Here is a 14298-nt window from a genome sequence, read left to right on the forward strand (position 1 = left end):
AAGTCATAAACAAGGTAAAGTAACACTAATCTTAGTGCCTTGACCAGGAGTACTATGAATGAAAAATTCACCTTGATACAATTTCACGATATGCTGCACAATCGCTAATCCTAAACCAGAACCTTGTTGTTCATATAACTTGCGATTAAATTGAATTAATGCCCCAATTTTTTCGATTTCTTCAGATGTCATACCTTGACCATGATCAATGACATCTAATTGATATTTATCACCATTTACCTGGCTCAAGACTTGCACTTCATTACTGGGGAGCGAAAATTTCAAAGCATTATCTATTAGTTCTTCAACCAGAATATGCAATTTTTCTTGCGGTAATTTTAGCAGAGATTCGGTTAATCCTAACTTTAAATCTTTTTCTCTACTTGCTGCTTTCACTTTCTGAAAGCAAATCTCACTAATTACTGTTTTACTCAAGCAGTTATCTAATTCTTCTTGAATTTGTCGCACCTTTTCTGGGTTTCTGGCGACTAGTTCCAAATTACTATAGAGTAAAAACCTTTGTGCTAGTCTATGCAACCGATTAGCTGATGTGTAAATCGATTCGACAATTTCAATTTCTTCAGATTCATCAATCATATCTGAATGCTCAATTAACAATTGAGTCATCCCAATAATGCCATTTAAAGGCGTATTAATTTCATGGGGTAATGAGTGGATAATATTCATCCGTAACTCATCTAGCTTGGCTTGCGATTGGCGATCAACCATAGCTTTTTTGTTCAGCCGGACGGCAATTGCATTCAGCAGTTCTTCGGGAGTAAAGGGCTTAGTTAAATAGTCATCAGCACCAAAATCCATTCCTACACGAAAATCTGAACGTTCTGCTTTTGCCGTCACAAATATTAAAGGGATATTAATCGTTGCTTCATTTTGACGCAGCGCCGACAGCACACTATAGCCATCTAACTCAGGCATCATAATGTCGCAGATAATTAAATCGGGTAATTGTGTCTGAGCAATTTCTAATCCTATTTTGCCATTGGGTGCTGCCAAGGTTTCAAAGTTGGAAAATTGTAAAATTTCCAGAATATTTTCTCGAACTTGGGGTTCGTCTTCTATAATCAAAATTGTGTTCATCTAAAGAATTTAAAAAGATAAATTATTGTTTTTGGGAATAGAATGACAACCCTGATAGCCTTAAAAATATATAGGTATTGGAATCAATAATCTCAGGCATCAAATACAATTTATTTACTGTGATGAAGTAAATTAAACTTTTGCAAAATTTTGGCATTTTCTGGAGTTAATAATGCTTGTAAATTTTTCATTTCATTTAAAAGCATTATTTCCCGGTCATACTCTTCTTGTAAAATCTTCAAGTAGCGATCGCGGTCATTATCTGATTGCACCTGCTTGAGCATATGCACCGCCATATTAATATTAGAAAGCGGATTACTTAAATCTTGCAACAGCTTTTCTAAAACATCATTCCGCATATCAGCCAACTGCTTAGTTTCTTCTAACTTTTGCTGGCTAACTTGAATTTCTTGTTTGAGTTTGATATTTTGTTGACGTTCTTTTTCATACTTTTGTTTCATCAAGGTAGGTTTTACTACCCGTGCTAATCTCATCTCAATTGCCTTCAACAGTTCTTCTGGTGAAAAAGGTTTTGTGATGTAATCATCTGCTCCTAATTCCATGCCATAACGTAAATCACTACGCTCAACTTTTGCTGTCAGCAAAATTACCGGGATAGAATCAGTTTCCGGGTCTTCACGTAAGGCTTTAAGTACGCCATAACCATCTAAATCAGGCATCATAATGTCACAACATATCAAATCTGGTTTGTCTGATTTAGCTAGGCTTAATCCATCGATGCCATTATTAGCACTAATAGTCTGAAAATCCGATAAACCTAAAATCTGCTGAATGTTCGAGCAGATTTGAACTTCATCTTCAATCACTAATATTTTTTTGGTCATTAATTTTATTAAAAAATTATCTCAAAAGTTTCCCCATATTCATCTGCACAGAAGAAAGTCTATGAGGAAGTTTGCTAAGTCTAGAAGTTAGCTCACCTAGACTTATTACCACATAGATTCTCTATATTTATATTTCCCAAAAATCCGTGATGAATAACATCAAATAAAATTTAATTTATCGATTTAACCACCAAGGGTAATTCCACTCTAAATGTTGTCCCAAAGCCGACTTGACTGGCGATGGTAATTCTGCCTTGATGTAGGTCTACACACTTATGAACGATTGCCAAACCCAATCCTGTACCGGGGACATTCCCCACATTACTAGCTCGGAAAAATGGCTCAAACAAGTTTTGATGTTCTTCGGGAGAAATGCCAATACCTTCATCTTGAATGAGAAAAACAGCATTTTGATTTTGAATTAATAAATCAATTTGAATACGACTGTTATTTGGTGAGTATTTGACTGCGTTAGAAAGCAAGTTGCTTAAGATTTGTCGCAGGAGTTTTTTATCCATATAAGCCATGACTGACTCACCATCTAGCTGGCTATTTTGAGGCGGATGACAAAAAACTAAATGATGTTCAGGAGAACTCAGTTGAATTTCTTCGACTAAGGTATGACAGAAATTGACTAAATCAAGATAATTTGGCTCAAAAGCTAATTTACCTGCTTCAGCTTTATTAATTAGCAAAATATCATCTAAAAGTTGAGTAGTGTGCTGTACATAGGTTTGAATGCACTGGAGATGTTTTTGTTTTTGTTGTTCCTCCAGTTTATGGCTGAAGCTTTTTAAAATACCAGCCGAAGAAGCAATGACAGCTAAAGGAGTGCGGAACTCATGGGAGGTCATGGAAATAAACCGAGATTTTAACTCGCTGAGTTCTTTTTCTTTGGCTAATGCTTTGCAAATATCTGCTTCTGCTTTTTTGCGATCGCTAATATCCCGACAGACACAAATTAAATCACCTTGTTCGGAAATAGTTAAGGATACTTCCTCAGCAAAATAACTACCATCTTTACGTTTGGCGATCGTCTCCCCTCGCCAATGTTTCTGCTGCATTAAAGTGGGAAAAATTTCGTTTTCAAAACGTTGAACTTCTTGTGGCTCGTAAATTTCTGACCAACTCTTACCAATCAGTTCTTCTGGATTAGTATAGCCAAACATCTCAACATGAGCTTGATTCAGATAAGTGTAGACATTACCACTTAAAATTGCAATTCCATCTATAGCCGCTTCAACTGCGGCAAATTGACGTTTTAAATCTTCTTCGGCTTGTTTTTGATTCCGAATATCTTTCACTATTCCCACCGAATAAAGTGGTTTACCAACCACATCTCGAATTAGAGAAACTGTGAGATTAATCCAAATCGGATGACCATTTTTATGTAAACACCGCTTTTCTATGGAAAATGTTTCTATTTCTCCTGAAATTAATTTTGCTAAGTTTTTTTGATGATGGGCAATATCATCTGCATAAGTCAAATCTTTAAAGGTTTTATTCATCAGTTCTACTTGGCTATAACCCAACAGTTCACATAATTTTTGATTGACCTTGAGTAACTGCCCATCTAAAGTTTCTAGTTTAATTCCTACAGCAGCTTGATTAAAAATAGCTCTGAGTTCAGCTTCACTTTCTTGTAATGCTAAAGTGCGCTGCTCAACCCTAGCTTCTAAATCTCGATTCAGTTGTTGCAGTGCTTCTTGCGCTCGTTGTAAAGCAATTTCTGTTTGCTTGCGATCTGTAATATCGTTGGTAATAATTACTGCACCTGTAACTTGTTGGTTGTGCCAAATGGGGCCAATCTGAGAGTGACAATATTGCAAATTTGTTTGCCTGTCTAAAGCACGAGTTTCGTAGCTGACAACTTCTCCTTGGGCAAAAACCTTCTCTAAAGCAGAACGTTGAATTTCCGAGTCTTCTGGTAATACATAGTCATCAATACTTGTACCTACAACTTCCTCCCAGGATAGATGGGGTGTAGTTTGGTTAATAAAAGAAATTTTCCCTTCAGCATTAACAACTCGTACCATGCTAGGTGTACTTTTCAAGACAGAGCGCAACATGGCTTCTGATTCTGCTAAGGCAATTTCTGCTTGCTTGCGTTCTGTAATGTCAATTCCCACAGCCACCGCCGCCGTGTTTTGTTGATATTTTTGCGCTATGACTAAGTATTTACGTGTGAACCCGTTGATTTGGGTATCGACAACACTAGAATCAGCTACATCTTGTCGATGTAGAAAGTCGTGCATAAACTCTGTAAATTGGGGGCTATTTTGCAGAAAACCCAATTCTTGTCCCACAAAATTATCGGCTGTTAAGTTGAAACTTTCCGCCAAATGACGATTCACCCCTAAATAATAGCCATCCGTACTTACCCAAGATACAAACCCTGGTACTGCATCTAAGACTGTTTGTAATTGTTCTTTGGCTTGTTGCAGTTCTTCTTGGGCTTGGCGACTTTCGGTGATGTCTATCCCTGTACAGACGATATAGTGAATTTGGTCATCATTATTGAGTAAAACTTTATTTGACCAGGAAATTAAGCGGCGATCGCCATCCTGATTAATTAAAATAGCTTCATAACGTTGGGGAAACTCTCTGGTTGCCAAATTTTGAAAGAGATTTTTCAGACATTCTGTGATGTCTGGTAACATCAGCACATTCCAAACAGATTTTCCTTGAGCCGCTTCAAATGCGTAACCTGTAGCTTGTTCGCAAGTCTGATTAAAGCGGACAATTCTTCCTTGACTATCTAAGACAACTACTAAAGCATCTGTCAGATTAAAAATTGTCGAAATAAAATTACGCTCTAAACGCAACTCAGCCTCAATGCGTTGGCGTTCGGCAAGCTTGACTCGCGCATAATTATATAGTCCAGCTTGTTGAATAGTAACTGCCAGTAGACTCGTAGGTGTCACTAATCCAATCAATTCCTCTTGCTCCCCGATAATTGGTAGATGACAAATCCGATGTTTTCTCAGTAAATTTAACGCTGTAAAAACATCTTTAAAATCTTCTATCTTCAGCGTTACTAACTCTGTTGTCATCACTTCAGCAACACTGATACCTTCTAGATTCTTTCTTTCGGCTGCCATTTTAATTAAGTCTCGCTGGGTGAGAATCCCGACTAACTGCGAGTCATCAACCACTAAAACACAACTAGCAACTTGAGATGCAATATTATTAATATCTTTAGTGAAGTTGTTTGATGCAGAATTATTTTTGCTAGGCGCATCCCGAAAATTAGCTTGTGCTTCATTTATGAGCGCAATCACATCCAGAAGCCGCATCTTGGGATGAACCGTTAGCGGCTGACGGACGATAGTCTGGTGTATATTATCGGGGCTGTGATAGTTGAGAAGCATTATATAGATGTCTGGAACAAGATAGATGATGAGATGTCAGGTATCATTAATATTTTTGCTTACAAAAATTTAATACACCTCAGTATTTTCTATGATCAGAATTAATCTTAAACTTGCCAGTCAAGGATGGGAATATATCGACCTTTTTGCAGGGAATAAAGTTGTGGGAATTGATGGCACTACTTCTATCATACAAAGTGTTCCCATCAAGGCTGTAATAATTCTTAAACCAGACTTGGTAACTATTACTTGATTTAGTTGCTGATAAATTGGGTAATTGAGACGTTTTTTAGATTTTTTATCCTTACCAACCCTGATTATTAGAGAAAAATGCTGCTTTGGTAAAGGAATAGAGAATTTGATATCCACAGCCGCACAATTACTAAATTTTTGTTGAAATGCTTGTTGAATTGCTATTAATTGTATTTCCGTAAACGTTGCTGCTGTTTGCGGCGGAATACTAGCCAAAAACTGTTTTAGAAAAGCATGATGTTTGTGCGTAGTACTTGTTAAGCTATGGCAATACATATCTCTATGAAGGATTGTGACGGAGGATTAAAACATTAAGCTATGTTCATGATCCCAACATTTATTATCCTGCCAACTTCTGCCAGTATGTCTACAGTCAGACTCATTATTAATCCAAGGAATAGATGTCGGATGAGCCGTAGGTAATGAAAGGGCAGAAGTAATTGCAGGAATAACAGAAGAGAGGATCATCAAGCTAGAAGTTGATAAAATGATGCAGGAACTTACAAAAAACACGATGTTAATAGGATTAGCAAAAGTTTGGGTGTTTTTTGCTGTGTGTAGTGCTTGATGAGAATGACTTGGGATGCCTGCGAAAGACATAATTCTACACTCCTTTGGTGATTGTAGCTAAATCTACTTTTCTCAAAGAAACTAACGACAATTACAGAAAATCTATTCTTATGTCTAGCTATTAGCTAGGAGGAGAAAGAGTTGAGAATTGGGAGTTAGTGCCAATTGAGAATTAAAAAACCTCAAGGTAGATGCAGAATTGATTTGAGTTTTTGAATTTAGATAACTGAAAATTCAAAAGCCTCTGGCAATGACATTAGGAAGTGACTAGCTTCTTTGTCTTTACCATAACTTTATTATTCAAGTTTTTGAGCAAAAAAGAATCGAGGAAAAACAGGAAATTTGTTACTGATGAATTTGAGAGAATTTACTTGTGTATAAATTTGGGATGAGGGCGAGAATACGGAGGTTCTTGACTGGATAATCTGAGGATTTACGCAAAAAAAACGAAAAATAAGGTTTTGGAACAGGGTACAGGGGTGTGGGGAGTTTGGGGAGTTTGGGGGGTGTGGGAAGTGTGGGGGGTTTGGGGAGTTTGGGGGGAAAGATTTCTTCACCATCCTCCCACACCTCCCACCCCCTTTTCCCTGCGGTTTTGATGCTCAGTCTTTTACCGGACATGATATAAGTCCTATCTACGGAAAACTGTACGTGGGTTCTTAAGTATGTTTGCGAAACTGATTGGTGAATAGCACGGAATGAGGATGGGGATACAAAAGTTTATTATGAAGATGAGGTTTTTTGGGAAGTATAAACATAAGAGAGGTATTGCAACTGTTCTACTTCCCTGTTGAGAGTGGACTGGATTAGTCAAGACCTATAATTCTATCGCGTCGGTATCTTTGACTTATGAGCGATCGCTCTGCCCTAACTATCTTCTTAATTGATGATTCTGCTGTAGATCGTTATGTCTATCGTCAGTATTTACAGCACGACAGATTGCAGTCTTATGAAATTTTAGAATTTGAGACGGCAACACAAGCGATGCTCTGGTGTGAGCAACAAACACCAGATGTAATTTTGCTGGATTATTTATTGCCAGATGAAGATGGACTAGAGTTTTTGCAACAGTTGAGACAAAAGCTTCAGAATCGGCAATCTGCTGTGATTATGCTCACAGGGGCTGGGGATGAAATGATCGCCGTTAACGCGATGAAATATGGCGCTCAAGATTACTTGGTGAAAAATCATTTCACGCCCAAAGCCTTACACAATGCCATTCATCATGCAGTAGAACGAATACATCTGACTCGCAAGTTAGAACAAATTCAGGAACAACAACAACTGATTGCCACGATCGCTTTACGCATTCGCCAATCTCTCCAACTCTCAGAAATTCTCAGTACCACAGCCACAGAAGTACGGCAATTTTTACAGGCAGACCGAGTACTGGTTTATCAATTTGAGTCGGATATGAGTGGCAATATTGTAGCCGAGTCAGTGCTACCTGGCTGGACAATCGCTTTAGGAAGGCAAATTCAAGATACCTGCTTTCAACAGGGTGGAGGGCGTGATTATCACCAAGGCACAAAAAGAGCCGTCGATAATATTTATCAAGCCGGTTTAACCAAATGTCATTTACATCTTTTAGAACAATTTGAAGTCAAAGCTTATCTCGTAGTCCCAATTTTAGTCAAAGAGCAATTATGGGGATTATTAATTGCTCAACAATGCAGCAATTTTCGCCACTGGCAAGCGGTAGAGTTGGACTTGTTAGATCAATTAGGGGTGCAAATTGCGATCGCCATTCAACAAGCCAGTGCTTATGAACAATTAAAAACAGAACTAGCAGAACGAAGACGTGCCGAATCAGCCTTAAAAGCCAGTGAAGAGAAACTCAAGCTAACCTTAAATTTTACGGGGATTGGCTATTGGGAGTGGAATCCCATTACTAATCAAATCGTTGCCAGCCAAAACGCTATTCACGGAGTTATCAATAGTATCAATGATTTACTATTGACTTTAGAAGAATGGTTGAGTTATGTACATCCAGAAGATCGGCAATGGGTGGAACAGAAATTGAGACAGGCGATCGCCACCCAAAACGATTATGCTGTGGAATACCGCGTGATTTGGCAAGATAGGAGCATTCACTGGGTATCCGTGAAGGGTAGGGGAATCTATAACAAGACTGGACAACTGCTCAGAATGCTAGGCGTGTTGACAGACATTACTGAACGCAAACACTCAGAAGCAGAACGGCAGCAATCAGAAATGCTGCGAATGGAATTAAATCTCCTAGAACAAATTCTCGAAGTTAGTCTAGCAGGTTATTGGGACTGGGATATTCCCAACAATCAAGAGTACCTCAGCCCCACCTTCAAGCAAATGTTTGGCTACGCAGATCATGAATTGCCCAACACGCCAGAAACATGGCAAAGGCTGATTTTTCCAGAAGATTTAGCCAGTTCCCTAGAAATGTTCCAGCAGCATGTTCAAAGTCATGGCAAAATCCCTTATCACAGCGAGTTACGATATCAACATAAAGATGGTTCTACTGTGTGGGTCATTTGTTCTGGGCGCGTCATTGCCTGGGATCAAGAAGGTAATCCCCTGCGAATGATTGGTTGTCATGTTGACATTACCCAACGTAAACAAATCGAAGCCCAATTAATTGCCGTCAATCGCTTGCAACAAGCCATTTTAGATGGCAGCGACTATGCAATTATTTTCAATAACTGCAATGGTATCCAAACCTTTAACAAAGCTGCTCAAACAATGTTGGGCTACACAGCAGATGAAGTGATCAATCAAATCAAGCCGACTGTGTTTCATGATCCAGAAGAACTCCAACAACGAGCAGTAGAGCTTTCTGCAAAACTAGGGAGAGAAATTGCCCCAGGGACAGAATTTTTTATGACTGTCACTCAAAATGGCAATACCTATGAAAATGAATGGACTTACATTCGCAAAGATGGGACTCGCTTCCCTGTATTTTTGTCAGTGAAAACCTTGCTCGATATAGAAGGTAATAACATCGGATTTTTAGGGATTGCCAAAGACATTACCGAGCAGAAACAAATTGAAGCCGCCCTCAAAGAAAGCCAACGTCGTTATGAAACTTTAACAGAAGCCGCGCCAGTGGCAATTTTCCGGCTGGATACGACTGGTCAATGTCTTTACGTGAATGATTACTGGAGCAAGCTCACAGGTAGACCAACATCAGAGGCAATAGCACTGGGTTGGTTAGAAAGTTTACATCCCGAAGACCGCGATTGTTTGTGGATGCAGTTATCCCAGGGACTTTGGCAAATTCGCCAAGAAGGTAGATATTTACATCCAGATGGCAGTATCACTTGGTTTTACTTGCAACTCCTCGCAGAAAGTAATCCTTTCGGCAATATTATTAGTTACATTGGCACTTTTACCGACATCACTGAACGCAAACAAGCAGAAGAAGCACTCAAAGAAAGCGAAAGTCGTTATGCCCATTTAACAGAAGCTGCGCCTGTGGGGATTTTCCGCATGGATGCTGCTGGTCAATGTATTTATGTCAACGATCGCTGGAGCGAAATGACTGGTAGACCAACACAGTCTGCATTAGGTCTGGGGTGGTTAGCAGCAATTCACCCAGAAGACCGCGATCGCTTAAAGCAAGAATGGGAACTTACATTTGATCAGGAAACTGTTGACTTCCGAGAATACTATGAAAGTGAAGGTAGACATCTGCGCCCAGATGGTAGTATTAGCTGGTTTTATGTCCAGGGAGTACCCGAAATTGATAGTAACGGCAGTGTTAGTGGCTACATCGGCACATTAACAGATATTAGCGATCGCCGTCAGGCAGAAGAAGCCCTACAAGATAGTGAACACCGTTATGCTACCCTAGCTAAAGCCGCGCCTGTGGCTATTTTTCGACTAGATGCCGCAGGTAATTGTGTCTACATTAATGATCGCTGGAGTGAAATGACAGGTAGACCCACATCAGCCGGATTAGGAACTGGTTGGTTAGATGCTATACACCCAGAAGATAGCGATCGCATTCTCCAGAAATGGTTTGCGGCAGATTTAGCACCAAACGAACTGTTTGACAACGAAGGTAGACATCTGCTTCCCGATGGTAGTGTGAAGTGGTTTCACTGCTATGTGTTAGCCGAGACTAACGCCAATGGAGAAGTAATTGGTTATATCGGCACACTCACAGATATTACCAGTCGCAAACAAACCGAAGAACAACTGCATCACCTCTCAGAAAGACTGACTTTAGCACTGCAATCAGGGAAATTTGGGATTTGGGAATATGATTTTGCCGAAGCAAAACAAATTTGGGATGACCAAATGTATGAACTGTATGGGTTGAGTCCAGGGGAGTTTAGTGGTACTTATGATGCTTGGTTGAACTTCTTGTACCCAGAAGATTGGGATTATATGTTGGCAAGTATCCAGCAAGCGATTGACGGTAAGCAAGAATATAATGTTGAGTTTCGGATCATTCAACCCAGTGGAGCAATTCGCTTCCTCAAAGGCTATGGTATTCTCAAGCGTGACGCGCAAGGTGAACCTGTACGAGTGATTGGCGTAAACTTTGACATCACCGATCACAAACAAGCAGAACAAGAACTGATTCGCAACCGAGATTTGCGGGAAGCAATTTTTAACGAATCAGCCGATGCAATTTTCTTAGTTGATTGGTCTACTCTACTCACCTTAGATTGTAATCGTCGGGCTGTAGAACTATTTGAAGCAGCAAACAAAACTGAATTAATTAATATTAATGGTCAGGCACTCCAGCGCCAACCATTCACTGCCCAGGAAACCCAGGCAATTATGGCAGAAATGGAGTGTCAAGGAGTCTGGAGCCGCGAAATTGAATATGTAACCTTAAAGGGTAATATTTTTTGGGGAAACGCTGCCGCCAAACCAATTACTGTCGCCGGACGTACTATGAATATAGTGCGGATAACTGACATCAGCGATCGCAAACAAGCCCAAGAAGCCCTGGCGAAATATGCCCATGAAGTTGAAGATTTATATAATAATGCTCCTTGTGGCTATCATTCCCTAGATCAAGAAGGTCGGTTTATTAAAGTCAACGAAACAGAATTGCAATGGTTGGGCTACAGTCGTGCAGAAATGATTGGTCAACCATTAGTCAACTTTTTCACCGCCGATAGTCGCTTGGCCTTTGAGCAGAACTATCCTCGCTTCAAACAGCAGGGCTGGGCTAAAGACTTAGAGTATGAAATGGTGTGTAAAGATGGCACAATCTTGCCAGTATTGATTAACGCTACGGCGGTGAAAGATGCTGAGGGTAATTATTTATATAACCGCGCCACTTTATTTGATATTAGCGATCGCAAACAAGCCGAAGAAGAACTCCGACAAACCAATAAGCAACTGGTGAACACAAATATCGAACTGGCTCGCGCCACTCGACTCAAAGACGAATTTTTGGCAAACATGAGCCATGAATTACGGACACCACTGAATGCAATTTTGGGGATGTCAGAGGGTTTGCAAGAAAGTGTGTTTGGCTCACTCAATGAACGCCAAGTCAAAGCGATTGCCACCATTGAACGCAGTGGTAGACATTTACTTGAACTAATCAATGACATCCTCGACTTATCAAAAATTGAGTCTGGCAAACTGGAATTGCAATTAAGTGATGTTTCTGTCAGAAGTTTGTGTGATGCAAGTCTCACCTTTGTCAAACAAATGGCGTTAAAAAAGAATATCCGCCTCAATACTTGTATTGATGGCAACATCGACAGTATCCAAGTAGATGAGCGCCGTCTACGTCAAGTACTGATCAACCTACTAAGCAACGCTGTCAAATTCACCCCAGAAGGAGGTTCTGTCACCATCGAAGTCCGGCAGGAAACAACAGAAATCACTTCAGCCACCAATAATGCCCATCTGTACTTTCATGTGATTGATACGGGCATTGGCATTGCTCCAGAAGAAATCGGTAAATTGTTTCAGCCCTTTGTTCAGCTTGACAGTAGCCTGAACCGCCACTATAATGGCACCGGTTTAGGTTTGGCACTGGTACAGCGCATTGTCAATCTGCATGGGGGAACAGTCTCAGTTAGCAGTAAAGTTGGCGAAGGAAGTTGTTTTACTGTCCGCGTTCCCAGTCATAGCAGTGAGCATATAGTTACAACACCAATCATTACTGCTCCCTTACCCAGCCATAGCTGGCCTGTGGACAATGCTCAGGTTTTGATTATCGAAGATTCTGTCGCAGCAGCAGATCAAATTACTCGCTACTTCCAGGAAATGGGAATCCAACCCATTACCTATCCTCAAGGGGAAGGAGCCGTAGAAGAAGTGCTACGGGTTCAACCTGCCTTAGTCATTTTGGATTTGCAACTACCTAACCTATCGGGTTGGGATGTGCTTCATCAACTCAAGACTCATCCCCAAACTCAAAATATTCCTGTGATTATCTTTTCTGTCGTTGATGAGCGTCTTAAAGGACTAGCTCAGGGCGCATTTGAATATTTAGTGAAACCGATTACCCGCGAGCAACTCCAGTCTACTATTGGCAAGCTGCGAAATTCTTCGGCTGCGGCAGAGCAGAATCTCAATTTAGCACCTGCGGCAACTTTAGCTAATCCAGTGATTTTGTTAGTAGAAGATAATCAAGCAAATATTGATACGATGTCTGGTTATCTGGCAAGTCGAGGCTATGATTTGATATTTGCCCACAATGGACAACAAGCTATTGATTTGGTGACAATTCATCGCCCAGACTTAATTGTGATGGATATTCAAATGCCGGGAATGGATGGCTTAGAGGCTATGCGTCGCATCCGTGGTGATCAGCAGTTTATGAATATCCCGATGATTGCCCTGACAGCTTTAGCTATGCCGGGCGATCGCGAAACTTGTTTAGCTGCTGGTGCTAACGAATATTTAACCAAACCCGTAAAACTTAAACAACTGGTAGCCACCATTCAAACACTTTTAGGAAGATCGTAAAACTTTTCGATGAAGACTCAACCCACTATTTTAGTTATTGATGATGAACCGGATAACTTTGATGTTGTTGAAACTTTGCTGGATGGTGAAAACTACCAGTTACACTATTCTCCTGATGGTCAACAAGCCCTAAGTCGTCTTGATAATTTTCAGCCTGATTTGATTTTGTTGGATGTAATGATGCCTGATATGGATGGGATGGAAGTTTGCAAACGCATCAAGTCCCAACCCAAGTGGCAAGCAGTCCCGATTATTATGGTGACGGCATTAACGGCAAAGGAAGATTTAGCTCGATGTCTGGCTACGGGTGCAGATGACTTTATTAGTAAACCCGTCAACCGGGTAGAATTACGTGCCAGAGTTCATTCCATGTTGCGAATTAAGCAGCAGTATGACAGCCTGCAATTATTACTCAAACTGCGCGAAGACATGGTAAACATGATTGTCCATGATTTGCGAAATCCCCTGGCCAGTATTATTTTAGGGGCTGAAATGCTGAAATTCCCTGGCTTATCTCAAAAACAGCAACAAGGCAAAGTCGAGCAAATTTTACTGGCTGGACAACAACTCCAATCTTTAATTGATAGCTTGTTGTTGATGGCGAAGCTAGAATCAGGCAAAATGGTTCTCAATTACAGTCAAGTAGATTTACATTCTTTGTGTAAATCAGCATTATCAGATGTGGAAGCGATCGCTGCTCAAAAGAAAATCACCTTAATTAGTGAATTACCAAACCCCGGTGACACAATTGAAATCGATGCTTTAATGTTCCGCCGCGTTTTAGATAATTTATTCACGAATGCCATTAAGTTTTCCCCATCCAACTCACAAGTTACCTTGCGTGCAGAATATTTACCAACAGGTGGGGCGAAATTACAAGTGATTGATTCTGGTAAAGGGGTTTCTGAAGATTTACGCAAAATTATTTTTGAGAAATATGAAGTAGGAACCAGGATGCCTGATGTGTCACAAATTGGCTTAGGATTAGCTTTTTGTAAAATGGCAGTCGAGGCACATTGCGGCACAATTACCATTGAAAATAATCAATCTAGGGGTAGTATCTTTACAGTCACAATTTAAAATAATTCGGCATGAACCTATCTCTAATTCCTCGGTACTGACCTATCATCATCAAAAATTAATTATTATCCCAAATAAGCTTTTTTCACCCGCTCATCACTAATTAATTCTGATGCTGCACCTGTTAAAGTGATAGAACCAGCTTCGAGTACATATCC

7 protein-coding genes are annotated in these 14298 nt (G+C 40.2%); 2 read left to right on the top strand and 5 right to left on the bottom strand.

Going from position 1 to position 14298, the window contains the following annotated elements:
- Positions 1–3 precede the first annotated feature (3 nt).
- The 5 genes from H6G28_RS11860 to H6G28_RS11880 form a co-directional block, all read right to left on the bottom strand.
- Entirely contained in the window at positions 4–1098 is a 1095-nt protein-coding gene (locus H6G28_RS11860; RefSeq protein ID WP_190591768.1) for a hybrid sensor histidine kinase/response regulator, read from the bottom strand.
- A gap of 110 nt (positions 1099–1208) precedes the next feature.
- Positions 1209–1943, bottom strand: coding sequence for a response regulator transcription factor (locus tag H6G28_RS11865; protein WP_190591769.1), 735 nt, complete (start codon positions 1941–1943; stop codon positions 1209–1211).
- A 170-nt stretch (positions 1944–2113) separates the two neighbouring features.
- The gene (locus H6G28_RS11870) at positions 2114–5314 is read right to left on the bottom strand and encodes a PAS domain S-box protein (RefSeq protein WP_190670947.1); all 3201 of its coding nucleotides are present in this window, start codon (positions 5312–5314) and stop codon (positions 2114–2116) included.
- A gap of 120 nt (positions 5315–5434) precedes the next feature.
- Positions 5435–5782, bottom strand: coding sequence for a hypothetical protein (locus H6G28_RS11875; protein WP_190670949.1), 348 nt, complete (start codon positions 5780–5782; stop codon positions 5435–5437).
- 87 nt (positions 5783–5869) lie between these two features.
- Positions 5870–6166: a hypothetical protein gene (locus H6G28_RS11880; RefSeq protein ID WP_190670951.1), complete on the bottom strand. Its 297-nt coding sequence runs from the start codon at positions 6164–6166 to the stop codon at positions 5870–5872.
- Between the two features lie 819 nt (positions 6167–6985).
- Between H6G28_RS11880 and H6G28_RS11885 the strand changes: the two genes are divergently transcribed.
- On the top strand, positions 6986–13060 hold the full coding sequence (locus tag H6G28_RS11885) for a PAS domain S-box protein (protein WP_190670952.1): 6075 nt from the start codon (positions 6986–6988) through the stop codon (positions 13058–13060).
- 9 nt (positions 13061–13069) lie between these two features.
- A complete protein-coding gene (locus H6G28_RS11890) occupies positions 13070–14140 on the top strand; it encodes a hybrid sensor histidine kinase/response regulator (protein ID WP_190594071.1) in 1071 nt (356 codons plus the stop codon).
- The last annotated feature ends 158 nt before the right edge of the window (positions 14141–14298 follow it).

The organism is Nostoc sp. FACHB-190, assembly GCF_014696905.1.
GTDB lineage: Bacteria > Cyanobacteriota > Cyanobacteriia > Cyanobacteriales > Nostocaceae > Nostoc_B.